The 21,148-nt window shown below is 75.0% G+C and carries 22 protein-coding genes; 8 read left to right on the top strand and 14 right to left on the bottom strand.

The window, feature by feature from the left end; all coding sequences use genetic code 11:
- Window positions 1-320 precede the first annotated feature (320 nt).
- The 3 genes from AB0I11_RS23115 to AB0I11_RS23105 all read left to right on the top strand — a co-directional run bounded on the left by AB0I11_RS23115 (window position 321) and on the right by AB0I11_RS23105 (window position 3,468).
- A complete protein-coding gene (locus tag AB0I11_RS23115) occupies window positions 321-1,319 on the top strand; it encodes an ECF subfamily RNA polymerase sigma factor, BldN family (protein WP_357324054.1) in 999 nt (332 codons plus the stop codon).
- 289 nt (window positions 1,320-1,608) lie between these two features.
- On the top strand, window positions 1,609-2,478 hold the full coding sequence (locus AB0I11_RS23110) for a DUF5667 domain-containing protein (RefSeq protein ID WP_357324051.1): 870 nt from the start codon (window positions 1,609-1,611) through the stop codon (window positions 2,476-2,478).
- A 111-nt stretch (window positions 2,479-2,589) separates the two neighbouring features.
- The gene (locus AB0I11_RS23105) at window positions 2,590-3,468 is read left to right on the top strand and encodes an HAD-IB family hydrolase (RefSeq protein ID WP_357324048.1); all 879 of its coding nucleotides are present in this window, start codon (window positions 2,590-2,592) and stop codon (window positions 3,466-3,468) included.
- A 13-nt stretch (window positions 3,469-3,481) separates the two neighbouring features.
- On the opposite strand, the gene AB0I11_RS23100 is transcribed toward AB0I11_RS23105, so the two are convergent.
- The 11 genes from AB0I11_RS23100 to AB0I11_RS23050 form a co-directional block, all read right to left on the bottom strand.
- Entirely contained in the window at window positions 3,482-4,396 is a 915-nt protein-coding gene (locus tag AB0I11_RS23100; protein ID WP_357324229.1) for a lysophospholipid acyltransferase family protein, read from the bottom strand.
- Between the two features lie 478 nt (window positions 4,397-4,874).
- Window positions 4,875-5,948, bottom strand: a complete 1,074-nt coding sequence (locus AB0I11_RS23095) for an NAD-dependent epimerase/dehydratase family protein (RefSeq protein ID WP_357324045.1) — start codon at window positions 5,946-5,948, stop codon at window positions 4,875-4,877.
- Window positions 5,949-6,068: 120 nt separating this feature from the next.
- A complete protein-coding gene (locus AB0I11_RS23090; protein ID WP_007465623.1) occupies window positions 6,069-6,170 on the bottom strand; it encodes an AURKAIP1/COX24 domain-containing protein in 102 nt (33 codons plus the stop codon).
- A gap of 217 nt (window positions 6,171-6,387) precedes the next feature.
- Window positions 6,388-6,597 carry a helix-turn-helix domain-containing protein gene (locus AB0I11_RS23085; RefSeq protein ID WP_046564428.1) on the bottom strand — a complete coding sequence of 70 codons (210 nt, stop codon included), beginning with the start codon at window positions 6,595-6,597 and terminating at the stop codon, window positions 6,388-6,390.
- Between the two features lie 293 nt (window positions 6,598-6,890).
- Window positions 6,891-8,075: an ABC transporter permease gene (locus AB0I11_RS23080; protein ID WP_357324042.1), complete on the bottom strand. Its 1,185-nt coding sequence runs from the start codon at window positions 8,073-8,075 to the stop codon at window positions 6,891-6,893.
- The gene (locus tag AB0I11_RS23075) at window positions 8,072-8,995 is read right to left on the bottom strand and encodes an ABC transporter ATP-binding protein (RefSeq protein WP_357324041.1); all 924 of its coding nucleotides are present in this window, start codon (window positions 8,993-8,995) and stop codon (window positions 8,072-8,074) included. Before AB0I11_RS23075 ends, AB0I11_RS23080 begins: the two co-directional genes overlap by 4 nt.
- A 34-nt stretch (window positions 8,996-9,029) precedes the next feature.
- Window positions 9,030-10,424 (bottom strand): HlyD family efflux transporter periplasmic adaptor subunit, encoded by a 1,395-nt coding sequence (locus AB0I11_RS23070; protein ID WP_357324038.1) that lies wholly within the window; start codon window positions 10,422-10,424, stop codon window positions 9,030-9,032.
- Between the two features lie 56 nt (window positions 10,425-10,480).
- Complete coding sequence (locus AB0I11_RS23065; protein WP_357324035.1) at window positions 10,481-11,701, bottom strand: hypothetical protein; 1,221 nt, start codon at window positions 11,699-11,701, stop codon at window positions 10,481-10,483.
- 853 nt (window positions 11,702-12,554) lie between these two features.
- Window positions 12,555-12,890 carry a YrdB family protein gene (locus AB0I11_RS23060; protein WP_357324032.1) on the bottom strand — a complete coding sequence of 112 codons (336 nt, stop codon included), beginning with the start codon at window positions 12,888-12,890 and terminating at the stop codon, window positions 12,555-12,557.
- On the bottom strand, window positions 12,890-13,456 hold the full coding sequence (locus tag AB0I11_RS23055; RefSeq protein WP_357324029.1) for a TetR-like C-terminal domain-containing protein: 567 nt from the start codon (window positions 13,454-13,456) through the stop codon (window positions 12,890-12,892). Before AB0I11_RS23055 ends, AB0I11_RS23060 begins: the two co-directional genes overlap by 1 nt.
- Window positions 13,449-14,243 carry an alpha/beta hydrolase gene (locus AB0I11_RS23050; protein WP_357324026.1) on the bottom strand — a complete coding sequence of 265 codons (795 nt, stop codon included), beginning with the start codon at window positions 14,241-14,243 and terminating at the stop codon, window positions 13,449-13,451. The genes AB0I11_RS23055 and AB0I11_RS23050 overlap by 8 nt, the downstream gene beginning before the upstream one ends.
- A gap of 77 nt (window positions 14,244-14,320) precedes the next feature.
- Between AB0I11_RS23050 and AB0I11_RS23045 the strand changes: the two genes are divergently transcribed.
- Window positions 14,321-14,725 (top strand): VOC family protein, encoded by a 405-nt coding sequence (locus AB0I11_RS23045; RefSeq protein WP_357324024.1) that lies wholly within the window; start codon window positions 14,321-14,323, stop codon window positions 14,723-14,725.
- A gap of 1 nt (window position 14,726) precedes the next feature.
- Here AB0I11_RS23045 and AB0I11_RS23040 read toward each other — a convergent pair whose 3' ends face one another.
- The gene (locus AB0I11_RS23040; RefSeq protein ID WP_357324022.1) at window positions 14,727-15,647 is read right to left on the bottom strand and encodes a proline dehydrogenase family protein; all 921 of its coding nucleotides are present in this window, start codon (window positions 15,645-15,647) and stop codon (window positions 14,727-14,729) included.
- Window positions 15,648-15,773: 126 nt separating this feature from the next.
- Here AB0I11_RS23040 and AB0I11_RS23035 point away from each other — a divergent pair, with 126 nt between their 5' ends.
- The 3 genes from AB0I11_RS23035 to AB0I11_RS23025 are packed head-to-tail and all read left to right on the top strand — an operon-like array spanning window position 15,774 to window position 17,812.
- On the top strand, window positions 15,774-16,046 hold the full coding sequence (locus tag AB0I11_RS23035) for a hypothetical protein (RefSeq protein ID WP_357324020.1): 273 nt from the start codon (window positions 15,774-15,776) through the stop codon (window positions 16,044-16,046).
- Window position 16,047: 1 nt separating this feature from the next.
- Window positions 16,048-17,214 (top strand): glutathionylspermidine synthase family protein, encoded by a 1,167-nt coding sequence (locus tag AB0I11_RS23030; protein ID WP_357324017.1) that lies wholly within the window; start codon window positions 16,048-16,050, stop codon window positions 17,212-17,214.
- A gap of 19 nt (window positions 17,215-17,233) precedes the next feature.
- Window positions 17,234-17,812, top strand: a complete 579-nt coding sequence (locus AB0I11_RS23025) for a CGNR zinc finger domain-containing protein (protein WP_357324015.1) — start codon at window positions 17,234-17,236, stop codon at window positions 17,810-17,812.
- A gap of 43 nt (window positions 17,813-17,855) precedes the next feature.
- Here the strand turns inward: AB0I11_RS23025 and AB0I11_RS23020 are convergent, their stop codons facing one another.
- Window positions 17,856-18,662 carry a sugar phosphate isomerase/epimerase gene (locus tag AB0I11_RS23020; RefSeq protein WP_357324012.1) on the bottom strand — a complete coding sequence of 269 codons (807 nt, stop codon included), beginning with the start codon at window positions 18,660-18,662 and terminating at the stop codon, window positions 17,856-17,858.
- 76 nt (window positions 18,663-18,738) lie between these two features.
- Window positions 18,739-19,683, bottom strand: a complete 945-nt coding sequence (locus AB0I11_RS23015) for a Ppx/GppA phosphatase family protein (protein ID WP_357324009.1) — start codon at window positions 19,681-19,683, stop codon at window positions 18,739-18,741.
- 74 nt (window positions 19,684-19,757) lie between these two features.
- On the opposite strand from AB0I11_RS23015, the gene AB0I11_RS23010 reads away from it, so the two are divergent.
- The gene (locus AB0I11_RS23010) at window positions 19,758-20,567 is read left to right on the top strand and encodes a hypothetical protein (RefSeq protein WP_357324006.1); all 810 of its coding nucleotides are present in this window, start codon (window positions 19,758-19,760) and stop codon (window positions 20,565-20,567) included.
- Window positions 20,568-21,148 lie beyond the last annotated feature (581 nt).

Below are 21,148 nucleotides of genomic sequence, written 5' to 3'. Positions count from 1 at the left end.
CAACCGCACCCGACGGACAACGGGTCCGCCAATTGTGCGACCGGGCGGGAAATACTTCCGCCCTGTGTAACGGACTTGCCACGCGCGGGTGACGTTGGCCCTATCATCACTCGGGTCGGCTCACCCCATTTGCCGTGAGTCGACACCCCTCAGCCCGAGGAGGCCCCCGTGCCTGTGAGCGCATTGGACCCGCACCTCAAGGGGATCTGCCGCCCGTCGGCACGCCCCGCAACGGCCCTGCCCGACCGGGCCGTGCCCGGTCCCGCCGCGACCCCGCGGCACCCGGTGCCGTCTCGTACCGTCCGGATCGGGGAGGCGCGGTGACCACGTTCGGCTACGCGGAGCGCCCCGCCACCGGAGTGACCGGCCCGACCCAGCGGACCCCCGTCAACGAACGGATCGAACCCGCCCCGCGCACCTCGGCCGAAGGGCTGTGGAGCCTCGCGGCGGTGCGGGGCGAGGGGACCCGGCGGGGCCGCAACCGCTCGCACCACAACGAGGCGCCACCGCGCCCGGCGGTGCCCGGGGGGAACGCGAAGTCCGCCACCGGCCGGCTCGGTGCCCCGTCCCGGCCGACCATGCCGGCGCAGGGCCGCCGTGGTGACACCCCGGCCCCGGCGACGCCGGTCGTGACCGAGCCGTCGGCGGCCGAGACCGCCGTGCTGCCCGCCGTACCGGCCGGCGACACGGCCGTCCTGCCGGCGGTGCCCGTCGAGCCGGCCACCGGCTACCCGAGCCGGCCCGACCCGTCGGACCCGGCGACCGAGGTCTGGGCGCTGGTCGAGCGGGCCCAGGCCGGCGAGGCCGAGGCGTTCGGCCTGATCTACGACCGGTACGTGGACACGGTCTTCCGCTTCGTCTACTTCCGGGTCGGCAACCGGCAGCTCGCCGAGGACCTCACCTCCGACACCTTCCTGCGGGCCCTCAAGCGGATCGGCAGCTTCACCTGGCAGGGCCGGGACCTCGGCGCCTGGCTGGTCACCATCGCCCGCAACCTGGTCGCCGACCACTTCAAGTCCGGCCGCTACCGGCTGGAGGTCACCACCGGCGACGTGCTCGACGCGGACCGGGAGGACCGGGGGCCGGAGGGCAGCCCGGAGGCGGCGGTGGTCGAGCACATCACCAACGTCGCGCTGCTCACCGCCGTCAAGCAGCTCAACCCCGAGCAGCAGGAGTGCATCGTGCTCCGCTTCCTCCAGGGCTTCTCGGTGGCCGAGACGGCCCGGACGATGGGTAAGAACGAGGGCGCCATCAAGGCCCTGCAGTACCGCGCGGTCCGGGCCCTGGCCCGCCTCCTGCCCGACGGCTTCCAGCCCTGACCCGTCCCGCCTCGACCCGTCCGGCGACCCGCCGGGCGGGGTACGCGCACCCCTCGGCATCCCGTGGCGCCGATCACGCTTGGTGATTTCGGGACCCTCCGCCCCGTAACCGGCACCCGGCACAAACCGTTTCTTCGGGTGCGACCAGTGGTTGTCCCGGCGTCCCCCGGGCCGCCCGGTCCGGCGGGCTCGGTCGGCCGTCACGGCCGGCCGTCGCCGTCACACTGCCACCGGTCGCTGGTGACCACGACGGCCGCCCGGCCGTGACCAGCGAGAGGGGGTGCCTGCGGTGGACAGCAACCTCTTCTCCCGTCGGCGTGCCGAGCGCTTCGCGCAGCTCCTCGACGAGGCCAACGGCGGCCGGCGGCACCACGTCCGCTCCTCGGCCGACGGGGAACTCGCCGCGCTCGTCGCGGTCAGCCGGCGGCTCACCGCCGAACGGCCGGCCGTCGAGGTGGACCGCGAGTTCCGCACCGGGCTGCGTGCCATGCTGGTGGCCACCGCCGAGCGGGAGGGCATCGGCGCCCCGGCGCAGAGCGCGGCCGGGGCGGCGGCCGGCGGCATCCGCGGTTCGTTGCTGCCGGCGGTGACCGGCCGGCGGGCCCGGGCCCGGGGCGCGATCCTGGTCGGCGTGGCCGCCGGCGCGATCGCCCTCTCCGGCATCTCCGCGGCGAGCGAGAACGCCCTGCCCGGCGACGCCCTGTACGGCATGAAGCGGTCCACCGAACGCGCCCAGCTCGCCCTGGCCAGCTCGGACATCAGCCGGGGGCAGCTCTTCCTCGGCTTCGCCCGGACCCGCCTCGACGAGGCGGCCACGGTCCGCAACGACCGGCTCGGGTTCAGCGCGGTGCTGGACGACATGGACGCCGACACCCGCCAGGGCGTACGCCTGCTGACCACCGTGGCGGCCCAGCGCTCCGACCCGGCCGGCCTGGACGCCATCGACGCGTTCCTGAGTGGGCAGCGGCGGGCGGTCAGCGGGCTGCTGGACCGGGCGGACCACGCCGACCGGGACCGCACCCGCGGCTCGCTGGCGCTGCTCGACGCCGTCGGCAACCGAGCCGACGCCCTCCGCTCCGCGATCGGCTGCGGCCTGCCGGCCCCGGCGGCCAGCGACGCGCTCGGCCCCACCCCGCCGGCCTGCCCCGGCGACCGCTGACCCGGCCGGCGGGACGGTCGCCACACTTCGCCGCGCGGACACCTGGCCGTCACACCCCGCCGGATAGGCTCGGTGGGGAGCCCCACGCGGGCCGACGGGAGGGAGGTCGCCGTGACCGGCACCCGGAAGGTGACCGTCAGCACCGACGTCCACGGGCACACCGCCGGCTGGACGGAGACCCCGGTGGCGTCGCCGGTCACCCCGACACCCGATCCGGCCGCCGCCGCCTTCTTCGACGTGGACAACACGATGATGCAGGGCGCCTCGATCTACTGGTTCGCCCGCGGTCTGGCCGCCCGCAACTACTTCACCGCCGGTGACCTGGCCCGGTTCGCCTGGCGGCAGGCGAAGTTCCGGCTGCTCGCCACCGAGCACGCCGGGGACATGTCGCAGGCCAAGGAGGCGGCGCTCGCCTTCGTCCAGGGCTGGCGGGTGGACGACGTGGAACGGCTCGCGGACGAGATCTTCGACGAGCTGATGGCACCACGGATCTGGGCCGGCACCCGCAAGCTGGCCGAGCGGCACCTGGCCGCCGGGCAGCGGGTCTGGCTGGTCAGCGCCGCGCCGGTGGAGATCGGCCGGGTGATCGCCACCCGCCTCGGGCTGACCGGCGCCATCGGCACGGTCGCCGAGGTGGTCGACGGGGCGTACACCGGACGGCTGGTCGGCGACCTGATGCACGGGCCGGCCAAGGCCGAGGCGGTCGCCCAGCTCGCCGCCGTCGAAGGGCTGGACCTGTCCCGCTGCGCCGCCTACAGCGACTCCGCCAACGACCTGCCGATGCTCTCCGCCGTCGGCCACCCGGTGGCGGTGAACCCCGACCCGGCGCTGCTGCGCCAGGCCCGCGACCGGGGTTGGGACGTCCGCGACTTCCGCACCGGCCGCCGCGCGGTGAAGATCGCCGTGCCGTCCACGGCCGCCGCCGGGCTGCTCGCCGGCGCGGTCACCGCCGGCCTGGCCCTGCACCGGCGCCGCCACCGGCCGGACTGACCGGGGCCCGGCCTCAGGGGCCGAACGGGTCGGGGCGGCGTTCGAGCAGCTTGTGCAGCGTCTGCTGGATCGTCTCCCGCACCTGGTCGGCGAGGTTGAACACGACCAGCGGGTCGTCCGCCGAGTCGCGCAGGTGCGCGGTCGGGATCGGCGGGCAGAACTCGATCAGCCACTTGCTCGGCAGCGGCACCATGCCCAGCGGCCCCAGCCAGGGGAAGGTCGGCGTCACCGGGAAGTACGGCAGTTTGAGTAGCCGGGCGAGCGGCTTGATGTCGGCGAGCATCGGGTAGATCTCCTCGCCGCCGACGATCGCCACCGGCACGATCGGCGTGCCGGTGCGCAGGGCCGCCGAGACGAAGCCGCCCCGCCCGAACCGTTGGAGCTTGTACCGGTCGGAGTAGAGCTTGCCGACGCCCTTGAAGCCCTCCGGGAAGACCCCGACCAGCTCACCGTTGCCGAGCAGCCGTTCCGCGTCCGGGTTGCAGGCCACCGTCCCGCCGGTCTTGCGGGCGATCTCGGAGACCACCGGCATCCGGAAGACCAGGTCCGCGCCGAGCAGCCGCAGGTAGCGGCGGGCCGGGTGCCGGTCGTGCAGCGCGGTGGCGAGCACCAGCGCGTCCAGCGCCACCGTCCCGGAGTGGTTGCCGACCACCAGGCCGGGCCCGTCGGTGGGGACGTTCTCCACCCCGCTCACCTCGGTGCGGAACCAGTCCCGGTAGAGCAGCCGGACCAGCGGGTGGAAGACCGAGTCGGTCAGGTCCGGGTCGAAGCCGAACTCGTCGACCTCGTAGTCGCCGGAGAACCGCCGCCGCAGGAACGCCAGGCCCTTGGCGACCTTCCGGTCCCAGTGGTCGCCCGGCCGGTCCGCGACCGCCGGCCCCGGAGGCGTCCCGGCACCGTCCGCCGTGCCGGCACCGTTGCCGGCCACGTCCGCCTGCTTCGCAACGGCCTTCTTCGCGACCGCCTTCTTCGCGACGGCCTTCTTCGCGACGGCTTTCTTCGCGACGGCCTTCTTCGCCATGGGCCGGTTCGCCACCGGCTGCGCCGGGCCGGCCTGATCCGGCGACTCGGCCGGCTCGCCGGCCGCCGGCTGGTGCCGGCCGGTCCCGCCCGCCGTACCCCGCGCCGGCTCGTCCGCCGAGGTGTCCGGCTCGTCGGCGGCGCCCGGCCCCGACGCGCTCGGCCCGCCGGCGGCCGCCGGGTCCGCGGCCATCCTGGGCGGGGCGGCGGGCGTCGCGCCGCGCCGGTGTCCGTTGCGCCGCGCCGGCTCCGTCTCCGGACCGGGCACGGCCAGCGGTACGTCGTAGCGGGCCTCCCCGCGCTCCTCCCCCGCGCTCACGCCGCCGCCTCGCATCCCGCCGCGGCGGCGCGCGGCGCCGCGCCACCGGTGCTGATCATGCGCGCGCTCACGAGCGCTCCCGGACGGCCGACCGGACCTGCCGGATGCTCTCCAGCACCAGTTGCTCGGCCGACTGGAGCTGATCCCGGGTCACCACCACGCCACCGTGGTGGGCCCGGATGAAGTCGTCGAAGGCGGCGGCCGTCGAGCGGGGCGTGAAGCCGTACTCCCGCTCGAGTCTGCTGGTGTCCACCACCCGACCGTGCACGAAGAGGTCGACCTGGTCCAGCCCGTACCGGCCGAAGCCCATGCTGCGGGCGATCGCGGCCACCCCGGCGAGGCCCGGTTCCAGCACCGGTACGGCCACCCGCCCGGCCCGCCGGATCGCCTGCGACAGCGACAGCACCCCGGGCCCGGCGACGTTGTACGTCCCCGGGTGCTCCTCGGCCACCGACCGGTGCAGCACGGCGAGGGCGTCGTCGAAGTGGACGAACTGCAGGCGCGGGTCCCGGCCGAAGACGGTGGGGACCACGGGCTGGGCGAAGTAGCGGGTGAGCGTGGTGTCCGCGGTGGAACCGATGAACGGCGCGAACCGCAGCACGGTCGCGGTCACGTCGGGGCGCCGGCGGCGGAAGCCCCGGACGTACCCCTCGATGTCGAGGATGTCGCGGCCGAAGCCGCCGCGCGGCACCTCGCGCGGCTCGGTCTCCTCGGTGAAGACGGCCGGGTCCCGGAACGACACCCCGTACGCGGCGGTGGACGAGCGGACCACGAGCTTGCGCAGCCGGGGCGCGCGCTGGCAGGCGGCGAGCAGCTGCATGGTGCCGATCACGTTCTGTTCCTTCATCGCCGGCCGGCCGCCGTGCTGCGGGTCGGGCGCGGTGACCAGGGCGAGGTGGACCAGGGCGTCGACGTCGAGGTCGGCCAGCAGGCCGCCGAGCGAGTCGAGGTCGAGCCGGATCCGCTCGACGCCGGCGAGCAGGTCGGCGAACTCGGGGTTGGGGGTGGCCGGGTCGACCCCGATGACCCGGTCGATCCGGGGGTCGGCGGCGAGGCGGGCGGCGACGTGCGCGCCCAGGTAGCGGCCGACCCCGGTCACGACGACGACCCCCGGAGCACCTGGGGTGCCACCGGGGGTCACGTCGTGCGCCTTGTCCGGCAGGCGGGATCGAGCCGGGGTCTCCCTGGCCTGATCACCTGAGCCTCCGAGGGTCGACAGTTGGCAAGTGCCGCGGAGTGCCGGGCCGCAGCCCGGCCCCGGTCACTTGCCGAGACGGCGACGCTGGACGCGGGTCTTGCGCAGCAGCTTGCGGTGCTTCTTCTTAGCCATGCGCTTGCGGCGCTTCTTGACCACCGAGCCCATACGACAGCCTTTCGATGCAACGTGCGGGGCGGACCGGGAGACACCAGCGGGTGGCGTCGTGACCGCTTGCGGACAACGGACCGGACCTGCGTGGTGGCAGGGCACACCATGGTGCGGTCACGGTCGGGGTCCAGGGTAGCGGGAGTGGGTCAGCAGGACCAACGCGCCCCCGTCGATGCCCCATTCGTCGCAGTCGGCGAGGTGCCTGAGGGGCGCGTCAGGCGGTCTCCTGGAACGCTCCCCGCAGGTATTCGTGCACGGCGTGCTCGGGTACCCGGAACGAGCGACCGACCCGGACCGCGGTCAGCTCGCCGCTGTGCACGAGGCGGTAGACCGTCATCTTGGAGACCCGCATGACCGTCGCCACCTCGGCGACGGTCAGGAACCTGACATCCGACAGCCGTGCGTCGGACTGCGACCCGGCCATGGCTCACCGACCCATTCCCATGCCCGGCGCGAGCCATCGGGCAGGCTGGTTCCGCCACGACGGGCAACGCGCGTGTTACCAGTACGGTAGCGGGGCGGCTGTGACCGGCGCGATCCCTTCCTGTGAATGATCATGGGACATCTGCCGTTTCACCCGCATTGACCTGGCGTTTTCTCCCCGGACGGGCGACCCGTCCCGTTGACCGGAGCCTGCCCCGCCGGCCGGAGCGGCGGGGCGGTGCCGGCGGAACGGGCCGGGCGCCGCCGGCCGGAGCGGCGGAGCCGCGCCGGCGCTCACTCGGCGCGCAGCGCCACCACCGGGTCGAGTCGCCCGGCGCGCTGGGCGGGCACCACGCCGAACACGATGCCCACCGCCGCCGACACCCCGAACGCCAGCGCCAGCGACCACCAGGTGATCGCGGCGGGGATCGGCGAGACCGCCTCGACCAGCAGCGCCGTACCGACCCCGAGCGCCATCCCGGCCAGCCCGCCGATCGAGGTGAGCAGCACCGCCTCCAGCAGGAACTGCACCCCGATGTCCCGGGGCCGGGCGCCGACCGCCTTGCGCAGGCCGATCTCCCGCGTCCGTTCGCGGACCGAGACCAGCATGATGTTGGAGACGCCGACGCCACCGACCAGCAACGAGATCCCCGCGATGGCGGCCAGCACCCCGGTCAGTACGCCGAGGATGTCGCCGAGCACACCGAGGATCTGCTGCTGGGTGACCGCGCTGAACTCGGTGTCCGGGTGCCGGCGGGACAACTCGGCGACGATCCGCTCGCCGAGCTGGTCGATGCGCTCCCGGTCGGGGGCCTTCACCGCGATCCCGTCGATCCGCTGGGTGCCCCAGAGCCGCTGCGCCGCGGTCACCGGGATGTGCACCTCGTCGTCCCGGTCCACGCCCAGGCTCTGCCCGAGCGGGGTGAACACCCCGATCACCCGGAACCGCACCCCGGCCAGGGCGACCTGCTGGCCGAGCGGGTCCCGGTCGGGGAAGAGCGCCCGCGCCACGGACGCGCCGAGCACCGCGACCCGGCGGCTGGTGTCCACGTCCGCCCCGGTGAGGTAGCGGCCGCGGGCCAGCGAACGGGTGAACACCTGCGGCGTGGTCTCCAGGACGCCCTGCACGGTGGTGAAGTCGGAGCGGGTGCCGGCCCGGGCGGTCGCCCCGGACGCCACGGTGACCGCCACCCGGCCCGGGTCGCCGACCACCCGGGAGACCGCGTCGACGTCCTTGAGGTCCAGCGGCGAGACCACCGGGGCGGTGCCGACGTCGATCCGCCCCGGGACGACCAGCAGCAGGTTCGAACCCAACCCCTCGACCTGCCGCTCGACCTGCTGCTTGGTGCCGGTGCCGATGGCCACCAGCACCACCACCGAGGCGACCCCGATGATCACCCCGAGCATGGTCAGCAGGCTGCGCATCCGGTTGGCCCGCAGCGCGTCCAGCGCCACCCGCCAGGCCTCGGCGAGCCTCACCCGGCACCTCCCGAGGCGGTCTCCGCGTCGGGTCGCGGCCCGTGCGCGCGCGCCGGCCCGCCGCTCGTACGCGGAAGGCGTCCGGTGGCTCCGGCGGCGCCACCGGAGCCACCGGACGGGTGCCCCGGACCGCTTCCGGACGCGGACCGGGGCTCCGCGCTGGGAGCGGCGTCCAGTGTCGCAGGTCCACCGTCGCCACCCGACAGCGGTCGATCATGAAAGGTGTCCGAGCGGATCAGGCCGTCCCGCATCGCGATCCGGCGGCGGGCCCGGGCGGCCACCTCCTGGTCGTGGGTCACCATCACCAACGCCACGCCGGACTCGGCGTTCAGCTGTTCGAGCAGCTCCAGCACCGCCTCGCCGGTGCCGGTGTCCAGGTTGCCGGTGGGCTCGTCGGCGAGCAGCACCGCCGGGTCGGTGACCAGGGCCCGGGCGATGGCCACCCGCTGCTGCTCGCCGCCGGAGAGCTGGTTGGGCCGGTGGTCCAGCCGGTGCCCGAGCCCGACCCGGCCGAGCATCGCCGCGGCCCGGTCCCGCCGCTGCCGGGCCCCGATGCCCCGGTAGACCAGGGGCAGCGCCACGTTGTCCACGGCGGACGTCCGGGGCAGCAGGTGGAACGCCTGGAAGACGAAGCCGATGGTGCGGTTGCGCAGCGTCGCCAGCTCGGGCGCGGAGAGGGTGGTCACGTCCCGGCCACCGATCACCAGCCGGCCGCCGCTCGGCCGGTCCAGCCCGCCGAGCAGGTGCATGAGCGTCGACTTGCCCGACCCGGACGGCCCGATCACCGCCACGTACTCGCCCGGGCCGATGGTGAGCGACACCCCACGCAGGGCCGGCACCGACACCCCGTCCAGCTCGTACGTCCGGGACACGTCGACCGCCTCGATCGCCGGCACGCCGGCGGGGAGGGCGCCGGTCACCGGCGGTCCCGCCGGGCGCGAGGCGGCGCGGGGATCACTTCAGCTCCTGGCCGTCGCGAACCTGGTCGGCGCCGCGTACCACGATCCGGTCGCCGGCCCGCACCCCGCTGACGATCTGCACCAGGTCCTGCCCCTGCACGCCGACGACGACCGGCACCCGGTCGGCGTGGCCGTCGCGCAGCACCCACACCGCGTCCCGACCGTCGGCGGAGAACACCGCCGAGGCGGGCACCGCCACGGCGTCCGCCGCCTCCCGGACCCGCAGGTGCACGACCGCGTTCATGCCGGGACGGGGGGTCGGCGCGGCCTCCCCCTCGCCGAGCCGGCCGGCGCCGAGGCTGAGCCGCACCCGGTAGGTGACCCCGCCCCGGGCGGAGGTGGTGGGCAGCACGTCCACCGAGCTGACCGTGGCGTCGTAGGTCGCGCCGGTCACCGCGTCCAGCTCCACCGAGGCGGCCAGGCCGGCCCGGACCAGCAGCACGTCCGTCTCGTCGACCTCGGCGAGCAGGCTGAGCCGGCCGGTGTCCACCACGGTCAGTACGGGGGTGCCGGCGCTGACCCGTCCACCCTGCGGCACCGCGTCGTCGACCCCCGGCGGCGGCCCGCCCGAGGAGGCCCCGCCCAGGCTGGCCGGGTCGACGCCGGGCAGCCCACTGCCGGCCGCACCCAGCAACGCGGAGAGGTCCGTCGGCTGGCCGGCCCGCGTCCCGCCCGGCTGCACCACCCCGCCGATCGGCGCGCGCAGGGTCAGCGCGTCGACGGTCGCCTTCGCCAGGTCGTACGCCTGCTGGGCCTGGAGGCGCTGCGCGGCCGAGAGGGAGCCCACGGCGCTGCTCAGTCCGGCGACGCCGCGCTGCACCGCGGCGACCGCCCGGTCGGCGGCGCGGGCGGCCGACTCGTACTGGCGCTGCGCGGACTCGACCTGGAGCAGCAGCGCGGAGCGCACCTGCGGGTCGCCGATCCGCCCGGCGGCCCGGCGGGCGGCGTCGAACGCGTCGGCGGCCGCCCGGTCGGTGCCGCGCCGGCTGCCGCCCAGGTCGCCGACGCCGATGCCGCGGCCGGCCCGCTGGGCCGCGCGCAGCGCCGCCCGCGCCTGCCGGAGCCGGTCCTGCGCGGCCGGCGAGTCGATCACGGCGAGCACCTGTCCACGGGTGACCCGCTGCCCGGGTCGGACCCGCAGGCTGGCCAGCGTGCCGTCGGCCGGGGCGGTGAGGGTGGCGGCGGCGCGGGCGGCCACCGTGGCGGGGGCGTCGATGACCTCGGCCACCTCGGCACGACCGACCTGCGCGACGGACACGGCGGTGCCGTCGTCGCCACAGGAGGCGGCGGTGGTGCCGGTCAGCGCGACGACGGCGAGCAGGGCGGTGAGCAGGCGGGGGCGGGTGACCGCGGGCAGTCGCGGAGGGTGGATGCGGGCCACCCGGCCCATGCTACGACCCGTCGACGACCGTCGACCCGAGCCGTATCCGCAGCACGAGGCCAGGGTCAGCCGGCGACCGCCCGGACGTACCCGACGCAGTCGTCGTGCAGCGCGGGCCAGGAGTCGCCGAGGATCGCCTCGGCCGCGTCGTCCAGCGGCTTCCGCTCGTGCACCACCGCCCGGAAGAAGTCCCGCACCCGCTGCTCGCCGTACCGGTCGACCAGGTGCCGCACCGCCAGGTAGCCGACCCCGTAGGCACCGCCGACCCGGTCGTCGGCCGCGTCGTCGGCGGGGGCGAGAGAGTCCAGCCGCCCGTTCCACCCGCCGTGGACCAGCCGGCGCACCTCGGCCAGGCCCTCGTACCGGCCCACCGGCTGGCCGTCCGAGCCCGCGTACTCGGCCAGGCCCTCGACCAGCCACCAGCTCGACCGGTCCGAGTAGCCGCCGTCGGGCAGCGACGCGGCGTGGGTCAGCTCGTGCCGGAGCAGCTCGCCGGTTCCGCCTGGGGAGAGGCTCGCCGCGTTGAGCACCACGTCGTGGTGCCCACCGCCGACGCCGACCGCGTAGCCGGCCGTCCACTTCGGCCGCCCGCCGCCGTACCAGCGCTGCCACTCGGTCCGCCCGGCGTAGAAGACCAGATAGCGGTCCGGGGGCCGGCCGGTCACCGCGTACAGGTCGGCGACCGCCGCGGCGGCCTCGGCCTCGGCGAGCAGCCCCGGCAGCTTGCCCCGCAGGGCGGGCGTGGTGGCCACGACGGCCCGCTTCCCCACCGCCACCGCCAGGTCGCCGAGCTCCCAGGGGCGCGCGCCGGCCGGCTTCGCCCGCGACTCCTCGACGGCGACCAGCCGGGGCTCCGCGCCGACGAGCCGCCAGCGGGTACCGAACTCCACGGCGGCCGGGCGGCACGACGGCACCAGGAAGCAGTAGCCGACAGTGACCGGCAGTCGCCACTGACCCGGATGCCCGTCGTCGCCGGTCGGCAGCCCCGCGGCCGCCGGCCGCCAGACGGTCACCCGCAACGCCCGCAGCCCGGCGTACCGCCGGGTGAGCGCCGGACGCGCGGCCGGCTCGGCGATCGCGAGGAACCCGCTCCGGTCACCGCCGAGCAGCGCCGTGGCCTGCCGCTCCAACTGCCCGGCCATCCGCTCGCCGAGGCGCCGCGCGGCCGCCGTGGCCGGGTCGTCACCCGCCGCGGCCGGCCGCCCGGCCGCGTCGCGCACCAGCCCTGGCAGCAGTACGCCCGCCGCGCCGCCCGCCACCAGCACGAACACCAACGTGACCGCCACCCAGCCCCGCCGCCAGCGACGCGTCCCGCCCGCACCGGCCCCACCGACGACCGGCCCTTGCCCGGCCGGCCCTTGCACGACCGGCCCTTGCACGACCGGCCCTTGCCCAGCCGATTCGGTCGCCACCGGCTCTTGCACGACTGGTTCTTGCACGACGGGCCCGGGCACAGCCGACCGGGCCTCGGCGGCCGGGGGCCCGGGAGCGGCAGCGGTCGGGGACGGCACGTCGGCGGCGGCCGTCGCGGCGGGGTGCGGAGCGGGGTGCGGGACGGCGGCCGGGGGCGGCGGAGGGAACGGCGACCCGCCACCGCTGGCGCTCGCGGCAGGCGGTTCGCCGCCGCTCAGCGCCGGGTCGGAAGCCCGCTCGTCACCGTCGGTCACCGGCGAAGGGTACGACCAATCGGGCGTTCCGACCAGAGCCCACCCGCGCGTCGTCCACCCGGGCCAACCGCGCCGCCCGGCGGCTCCTGTTCCGCCGCCCACCGATTTGATGGCGCGGCTGACTCAGCCGCGCACACCCCGCGCCTCCGACAGCCGGCGGGAACAGCGTCGGGACAGAAGCCGGTCGGGACGCCTGGCACCGGGCCGGGTTGGCGGACCGGAACGGTGATTCGTTCGCCACATCACGTCGGTAGGCGACCACAACCCATGACCGTCCCTGAAGGCCGGCCACCATTCGCATCGTTCCGCCGACAACCCCACCAACCACCTGACCCGGAAGTCGACCATCCGCACCATTCCGCTCGGCAACCCGACCAACACCCCGGTCCCGAAACCCGCGCCGCGCGCCGCCGGCGGTGCCCCGTACCCGTCGGGGAGCGCCCGCCGGGACCGGCCGGTGTGCGGACGGGCGCTACACCGATTCGCCGGAATGCAGCAGGAGGGCCTTGTCGAGCGCCCAGAGGGCGGCCAGCAGCGCCCCTGGCACGGGCCGGCCGGCCAGCGCGAGGAGCAGCCCGCCGGTGACGAAGCAGGCGGCCTGCACGCTGAGCTTGGCCGGCGCGGGCAGCACGACGGTGGCCTTCGGCGAGCAGAACGCGCCCCACACGACGGCGATCAGCAGCGGCGCGCCGAGCCCGGCGAGCAGGCGGAGCGGCCAGCCGGCGTCGAGCGTGAACCCCCACGTGGCGGCGGCCGCGAGCAGGGCCAGCTCGAGCAGGAAGATGAGCCCGATCAGCACGACCTTCATCAGGATCTCCAGTTCCGGTACGCGGTGTCCAGGCCGGCCACCAGCTGGTCGAAGGAGCGATCGACGTCGCGCGGCAGCCCGAACCCGCCGGCCGCCTCGAGGGTGACGAAGCCGTGCACCGCGGCCCGGAACATCCGGGTGGCGTCCACGGCGGCGTCGCCGCTGAGGCCGTACCCGCGCAGGATCGCGTAGACGGCGCCGACGGCCTGCTCGCCGGCGGCGAGGTGCTCCGGGTCCGCCGGGTCGGGGGCCCGCTGGGTGGCCGGGTAGCGGCCGGGGTGCCGGCGGGCGTACGACCGGAAGGCGGCGGCGACCGCGCGCAGCGCGTCGTCGCCGGCCCGGCCCGCGGCGGCTCTGGTCAGCTCGGCGGCCACCTCGGCGGTGGCCAGCGCGGACAGCTTCTGGTGCAGCGCGTCGATCCCCTTGACGTGCTTGTAGAGGCTGGGCAGCGCCACGCCGAGCCGGGCGGCGAGGGCGGCCAGGGTGAGCCGGTCGTGCCCGACCTCGTCGGCGAGCACGGCCGCCTCGCGGACCACCGTCTGCGGGGTCAGGCCGGCCCTAGGCACCGGTGGTCACCGCCAGGAACTTGACCAGGTCCGCGGCGGTGGCGTCGGGCTGGTCGGCGTGCGGGTAGTGGCCCGAGTCGGCGATCATGCGGGCCTCGGCGGTGGCGAAGAGCCGCCGGGCGGCCCGCGCCTCGGCGCCCGGGTCCGGGAAGTCCGGGTCCTTCGTACCCATCAGCACCAGCACCGGCTGGCGGACCGCCGCGGCCCGCGCGGTCCAGTGCGGCTCGACCGGCGCGACCACGCCGCGCACCGCGGCCATCCGGCCGCGCAGCCGGGCGACCATCTCCTTCCGGTACGCGGCGTCGTCGGCCGGCCGGCCGCACGGAAAGAGCGTGCGGTGGAACATCCCGAACAGCCGCGGGCTGCGCAGCACCAGCGCCTGCGCGACCCGCATGGCCGGGTTCGGCTTCGGCTGCGCGACGAACGGGCTGACCTGCACGACGCCGCTGACCAGGTCCGGCGCGTCGGCGGCGGCGAAGACCACCGCGGCGCCGCTGGACGAGCTGCCGACCAGGGTGGCCGGGCCGCCACCGAGGGCCCGGACCACGGCGAGCAGGTCGCCGCCGACCTCGGCCGGGGCGTACGTGGGCCAGTGCGGGCTGGAGTCGCCGTGCCCGCGCACGTCGACCGAGGCCACCCGGTAGCCGGCCGCCACCAGCCGGGGCACCAGGTGCCGGAAGGAGGCCCGGTTCTCCCCCATGCCGTGCGCGAGGACCACGAGGGGCCCGGCCCCGTGCGCCTCGTACGCGATGCTGCCGCCGTCCCGCGCCACCTGGCTAATCGTCATAGCCGTAAAGCTAATACTATTAGCTTTGCGGGTCAAGAGTTGACCTCAAGTCGGGTGCAGGTCGGAGGATCTTGCGCATGCCACTCTCCGCAGACACCCACGTACGCCTGGCCCGCCCGAGCCGCGACCTCGCCGCCGCCGAGCGGTTCTGGGCCGACGGCCTCGGCCTGGACGTGCTCTACCGGGGCGCCGGCGACGGGCCGGGCGAGCACGACCTGGTGATGCTGGGCTGGCCGGGGGCGGGCTGGCACCTGGAGCTGGTCGGCGGCGACCAGCTCGCCGTCACCCCACGCCCCACCGAAGAGGACCTGTTCGTGCTCTACCTCGACGGCCCGGCCGATCCCGAGCTGGCCGACAGACTGGTACGGGCCGGCGGGACCAGGGTCTCCGCCGGCCCGTACTGGGACCGCTGGGGCATGACGTTCGCCGACCCGGACGGCTACCGCCTGGTGCTCTGCACCCGGGCCTGGTCGAACGCGTGACTCACTTCTTCGACGCCAAGGCGCGGCCGAAGAACACCAGGTTCGCCGGGCGCTCGGCCAACCGGCGCATCAGGTAGCCGTACCACTGGTCGCCGTAGGGGACGTAGGTGCGCACCGTGTGGCCCTCGCCCACCAGGCGCTGCTGCTCCTCGGGGCGGATGCCGTACAGCATCTGGAACTCGAACCGGTCGGGGTCGCGGTCGAACCAGCGGGCCCGGTCCTCGCCGATGGCGATCAGCCGCGGGTCGTGGGTGGCCAGCATCGGGTAGCCGTCCCCGGACATCAGCACGTTCATGCAGCGCACGTAGGACTTGTCCACCTCGCGGGCGGACTGGTAGGCCACCGACTCGGGCTCGGAGTACGCGCCCTTGCACAACCGCACCCGGGACCCGGCGCCGGACAGCTCACGGCAGTCCGACTCGGTCCGCCGCAGGTACGCCTGGAGCACCGCCCCGGTCGACGGGTAGTCCTTGCGCAGCTTGACCAGGACGTCCAGGGTCGAGTCGGTGGTGGTGTGGTCCTCCATGTCGAGGGTGACCGTGGTGCCGGCCGCGTCGGCCGCCGCGCAGATCGCCCGCGCGTTGTCGTACGCGAGCTGCTCGTCGAAGAGCTGGCCGAGGGCGGAGAGCTTCACGCTCACCTCGGCGGCCGGGGTGAGCTCGGCGGCGGCGAGCAGCCGCAGCAGTTTGAGGTACTCGTCCCGGGTGGCGTTCGCCTGCTCGGGAGTGGTGGTGTCCTCGCCCAGGTAGTCGAGGGTCACAGCCTGGCCGTCGTCGACGAGTACGCGGGTCGCGCGCAGCGCGTCGTCGGTGCCGGCGCCGGCGACGAACCGGCGGACGACGTCCCGGGTGAACGGGGCCGTCGCGACGAGCCGCTCCACCTGGGATGACCGGGAGGCGGCGAGGATGACGGAACGGAGCATGAGCCGAGCGTAACGCCCGGGGGTGGGCCCGCGCCGGGGGGCGGCGGGGCAACGTCACGCTCCGTTCCGGCGCCGGCGGGCCGTCCGGCTACGGTCGGCTGGCGGCGGTCGGCTACAAACGATCATGTGGATCGACACCCCCGCCGCCGGCTCCGGTCGGCCACCGTGCAGCTCGGCGCGCTGACCGCACTGGCGCTCGCCCTCTCCGGCTGCAACAACGGCTACGACGACGATGACGACTGCGCCCTCGGCCCGGCCGGTGGGGGTGGCGGCGACACGGTGGCCCTCGCCCTGCGCGTCGCCGCGCCCGCCGCCGCCCGGGACACGCCGGCGCCGGTCGCCGGGCCGCTGCCCGAGCGGGGCGGCTTCGGCACCCACCTCGCCTCCTGCGGCGGCTGACGTGCGGCGCGAGGCGAGTGATCCGCGCCCCGACTGGGACGCGACCGTCCGGGCCCAGGGCCTCGTGTACGTCGACACCGAGCTGCCCGACGGCGGGATCATGTCGTACTGGGACGAGACCGCCGCATACGCGTTCGAGCTGGACGAGGTGCTCCGGCTGGAGGAGGCCACCGAGGAGCTGCACCGGATGTCGGTGGCCGCCGCCGAGCACGTGGTGGCCCGCCACCGGTACGCCGAGTTCGGCATCCCCGCCTGGGCCGCCGAGGCGGTCGCCCGCTCGCTGCGCGAGGCACCGCCCAGCCTGTACGGCCGCTTCGACCTCTGGTACGACGGCAGCTGGCCGCCGAAGCTGCTGGAGTACAACGCCGACACCCCCACCGCGCTGGTCGAGGCGAGCATCGTGCAGTGGTACTGGCTGGAGCACACCCGACCGGCGGCGGACCAGTGGAACAGCCTGCACGAGCGGCTGGTCGGCGCCTGGGCGAAGATCGGCGCCGGCCTGCACGACCCCCGGGTGCACGTGGTCTGGTCCGCCGAGGAGGAGTCGGGCGAGGACCAGATCACCGCCGGCTACCTGGCCGAGACGGCCCGCCAGGCCGGGCTGGACGCCACGCTCATGCCGATCCAGCGGATCGGTTGGGACGGGCGGCGCTTCGTCGACGGCGCGGACCGGCCGATCACCACCTGCTTCAAGCTCTACCCCTGGGAGTGGATGCTGGCCGAGCCGTACGGGCCGCCGGCGCTGGCGCCGGGCACCCCGACCACCTGGATCGAGCCGGCCTGGAAGCTGCTGCTGTCGAACAAGGCGCTGCTGGCGGTGCTCTGGGAGCTGTACCCGGGCCACGAGCTGCTGCTGCCCGCGTACCTGGACTCGCCGCGCGGAATGTCGGAATACGTGGCCAAGCCGCTGCTCGGCCGGGAGGGCGCCTCGGTCCGCATCGTGACCGGCGGCACCGAGCTGATCAACCCGGGCAGCTACGGCGACGAGGGCTTCTGCTACCAGGAGTTCCGCGCGCTGCCCGAATTCGCGGGCAGCCGGATGGTGCTGGGCAGCTGGATCGTCGACGGCGAGTCGGCCGGCGCCGGGATACGCGAGAGCGAGAGCCTCATCACGGACGGTTACGCGCGGTTCCTGCCCCACTACATCGACGCGCCGCGCACCCCGTGAGTCGTCTACCGTTGGTGTCGTGAACTTCGACGCGTACGCCCGGACCGGTGTTGATCTCGTCAACGCCCGTCTGGACGACCTCGACGACCTGCGGGCCATCTTTCCCGACGACAACGCCTGGATGCGCGACGAGGTGGCGGAACGGGACCTGGCCATCTTCCGGCGGGCGCAGAAGCGCCTGCGTGACGTCTTCGAATACGGCACCTCGGGCCGGGACGGCGACGCGGTGACCGAGCTGAACGCGCTGCTGGAGGCGTTCCCGGTGCAGCCGCGCATCTCCGGCCACGACTCCAGCGACTGGCACATGCACGTGACCAGCCGGGGCGCCTCGGTCTCGTCGGAATACCTGGCCGGCGCGGTCTGGGGCCTCTCCGTCTGGCTCTGCGAGTACGGCAGCGCCCGGTTCGGCGTCTGCGCCGACGAGCGGTGCGGCAACGTCTACCTCGACACCTCGTCGAACTGCTGCCGGCGGTTCTGCTCGGAGCGCTGCGCCACCCGCTCGCACGTGGCGGCGCACCGGGCCCGCAAGCGCGCCGCGGTCGGCGAGCAGGTCCCGGCCCCCGCCCAGCCGGCGGAGACCCTCACCCCGGTCAGCTGACCAGGCCGCCCTCGCCGGTGCGGCGGCGAGCCGCCCCGGCGGCTCAGGCGTCGACCGGGGACGGGGCGGTCAGGTTGGCGCGGGCGAACTCCAGCGCCTCGCGCAGGTCGGCCTCGCGCACGGCGCGGCTCTTCGCGCCCCGGGTGGTCACCTCCACGGCGACCGAGCCGGTGAAGCCCCGGCCGGCCAGCGAGCGGAGCAGCTCCGCGCAAGGCTGAGCGCCCCGGCCCGGCACCAGGTGCTGGTCGCGCCCCTCACCGGTGCCGTCACCCAGGTGCACGTGGGCCAGGCCGGCGCCCATCCGATCCGCCATCGCGAGGGCGTCGGTGTGCGAGGCGGAGCAGTGCGACAGGTCCAGCGTGTACGACGAGTAGCCCGCGTCGGTCGGGTCCCAGCCCGGGACGTACGGCACGAACTGCCGGCCCGCCATCCGGACCGGGAACATGTTCTCCACCGCGAACCGCAGGCCACCGAACTGCCCGGCGATGGCGTCCAGGCCCTCGGTGAAGTTCCGCGCGTAGTCCCGCTGCCAGGTGAACGGCGGGTGCACCACGACGGTCGGCGCCTCCAGCGTCTCGGCCAGCTCGGCGGCCTTGCGCAGCCGCTCCCACGGGTCCGGGCTCCACACCCGCTGGGTGACCAGCAGGCAGGGCGCGTGCACCGAGAGGACCGGGACGCCGTAGTGGTCGGCCAGCCCGCGCAGCGCACCCGGGTCCTGGCTCACCACGTCGGTCCAGACCATCACCTCGACGCCGTCGTAGCCGAGCGCCGCGGCCAGCTGGAACGCCGCCGCGGTCCGCTCAGGGAAGACCGAGGAACTGGACAGGAGCACCGGGACGTGGGAAGTCACACCCCTCAGGGTAGCCGCCCCCGTCGCCCGACATCGGGACGAGCAGCCGCAAAGCGGGCGACGACTCCCGCCCGGATCACATCGGCGCGAGCTGATCCAGCCGGCGGAGGATGACCCCTTCCCGCAGCGCCCACGGGCAGATGTCCAGGCTCTCCACGTCGAGCCGGCGCAGCACCGCCTCGGCCACCACCGCCCCGGCGAGGAGCTGGTGGGCCCGTCCGGCACTCACCCCCTCCAGCTCCTGCAACTGGCTCGGCGGGATGTGCCGGATGAAGCCGAGCACCTGCCGCAGCCCGGTGCGGGTGAGGCTGCGCCGCGCCCACAGCCCGGCCCCGGAGGGCGCCGCGCCGGCCAGCCGGGCCAGCATCCGGAACGTCTTCGAGGTCGCCACCGGTCGCTCCCAGCCCACCTCGGTGAGCTGGGCCAGCACCCCGTCGAGCCGGCCGTCGACGTACTCCCGCAGCTCCTCGACGGTCTCGGCGGCCGGCGGCACCACGCTGGCCGGGTCGACCGCCAGCCGCTCCCGGCTCAACCGCCCGGCGCCGAGCGGCAGCGAGATCGCGACGTCCGGGTCCTCGTCGATGCCGGCGGCCAACTCCAGCGAGCCGCCGCCGATGTCCAGCACCAGCAGCCGGCCGGCGGACCAACCGAACCACCGCCGCACCGCCAGGAAGGTCATCCGCGCCTCGTCCGCACCGGAGAGCACCTCCAGGCGTACGCCGGTCTCGTCGCGGACCCGGGCCAGCACCTCGCCGGCGTTGGTGGCCTCCCGGACCGCACTGGTCGCGAAGGCCAACAGGTCGTCGGTGGCCATCCCGTCCGCGGCGGCCCGGGCCATCCCGACGGCCTTGACCAGCCCTTCCGCGCCCGCGTCGGTGAGCGCGCCGTCCGGGCCGATCTGCTCGGCCAGCCGGAGCACCACCTTCTCCGAGTGCGCCGGCCAGGGGTGCGCGCCGTGGTGGGCGTCGACCACCAGCAGGTGCACCGTGTTGGAACCGACGTCGAGCACACCGAGTCGCATGATGACGACCCTAGGGCCAACACGTTTCGTCGGCTCGCCGGCCGGCGAGGGTCACCGCGCGTACGCTGGTCCGGGTGACAGGGCAGATCGAGCTTCACGTGCTGGTGGACGACCCGGACGACCCGCGCAGCCGCGAGGTGGGGCTGGACTTCCCCCGGGAGTGGATCGAGTTCGTCGACCCGGCCGACGCCAAACACGTGGTCCGAGCCGACCTCACCTGGCTGCTCTCCCGCTGGACGTGCATCTTCGGCAAGGGCTGTCCCGGCATCGTGGCCGGCCGGGCAGCCGACGGCTGCTGCTCGCACGGCGCGTTCTTCACCGACGGCGACGACGAGAAGCGGGTCCGGGCAGCGGTCAAGCGGCTCACCCCGCAGACCTGGCAGCACTTCCGTCGCGGCTTCAAGAACTGGACCGAGAGCGACACGATCGACGGGAAGAGCCCGGCCCGGCGCACGGCCACCCGGGACGTCGACGCGCCCTGCGTCTTCCTCAACGACGCCGACTTCCCCGCCGGGGGCGGCTGCGCGCTGCACGCCCAGGCGCTGCGGGACGGGGTGCACCCGCTGGAATACAAGCCGGACGTCTGCTGGCAGCTGCCGATCCGCCGGGACCAGGACTGGCACAAGCGGCCCGACAACACCAAGGTGCTCATCTCCACGCTCGCCGAGTTCGACCGGCGGGGCTGGGGCGCGGGCGGGCACGACCTGGACTGGTGGTGCACCTCCTCGACCGACGCGCACGTCGGCGCCGAGCCGATGTACATCTCCTACGGCCCGGAGCTGACCGCGCTGATCGGCGCCCCGGCGTACGCGAAGCTCGCCGAGCTGTGCGCGGCGCGGCTCCGGCAGGGGCAGGTGGCGCCGCACCCGGCCAGCTCTGGCTGATCGCTGGTTGCGCGCCTTGTTTCCTGGTTGCGCCTTGTTGCTGGTTGCGCCTTGTTGCTGGTTGCGGCTGCGTGCTGGTTGCGCTTGGGGCTGGGGGCGAGGGTGACCGGCTCCGGGCGGTCAGGCTTGATCCCTGCGCCGGTCACCCTCGCCCCCAGCCCGTCGTGGGCCTTCGCCGTCCGGCGGTGACCGGCTGTGCTTGCTCAGGCGGTTGTGCTGGGCCGCCGGTTCGGCAGGCGGCCTCACCCCTTCGGCCCGTGGTGGGCCTTCGCCGGCCGGCGGTGACCGCTCTGCGCGCTCAGCCCGTCGGGCTCGACCGTCGTTCGGCAGGCGGCCTCACCCCTTCGGCCCGTGGTGGGCCTTCGCCGGCTGGCGGTGACCGCTCTGCGCGCTCAGCCCGTCGGGCTCGGCTTGGGGGAGACGCCGCTGGCCGGCACCCGTTGTCGGGTGCCGGCCAGTGTGCGCTTGGTGCTTGATGGCTGGCGCTTGGTGGTCAGCTGTTCCAGTGGTGGGCGACGATGTCGGCGGCCTGCTGCTCCCACTGGGCGTAGGCGTCCGGGTAGGCGGAGACCTGCACGGTC

The sequence above is a fragment of the Micromonospora sp. NPDC050495 genome, from assembly GCF_040655175.1.
Taxonomy (GTDB): domain Bacteria; phylum Actinomycetota; class Actinomycetes; order Mycobacteriales; family Micromonosporaceae; genus Micromonospora.
Note: the sequence above shows the minus strand (reverse complement) of the source record. Positions and strands in the feature narration are given on the sequence as shown.